This is a genomic window from Pseudomonas sp. SIMBA_068 (assembly GCF_046534705.1).
GTDB classification, from domain to species: Bacteria; Pseudomonadota; Gammaproteobacteria; order Pseudomonadales; family Pseudomonadaceae; genus Aquipseudomonas; species Aquipseudomonas putida.
In genome coordinates, this window is record NZ_JAWRYI010001138.1 from 1 (window position 1) to 251 (window position 251).

Genomic DNA, 251 nt, shown 5'->3' on the forward strand with positions numbered 1-251 from the left:
TACGAGCACGCTGCACAAGGCGATGACGTTTACAATGACGCTGGCCAGATCAGCCTGGGCATCAATTCGGCTGTAGACGCCACCGGCGCTACCTTCGAGAACCTGCAACTGGGCGGTGCGGCCACTGTTCAAGTGACCGATACCACCGACGAGGTCGTGGCCAAGCTGACCGCCACCCCTTCGGTTACCGAAGGCGGCGAGATCACCTACACCATCACGCTGACCAACAAAGACGGTCTGCCGATCAACAA

At 59.4% G+C, this 251-nt stretch carries 1 protein-coding gene; it reads left to right on the plus strand.

Features of this window, described 5'->3' with window-relative positions; translation table 11 throughout:
- On the plus strand, positions 1-251 hold a 251-nt coding region (locus SB756_RS33060; protein WP_410913632.1), incomplete at both ends, for an immunoglobulin-like domain-containing protein.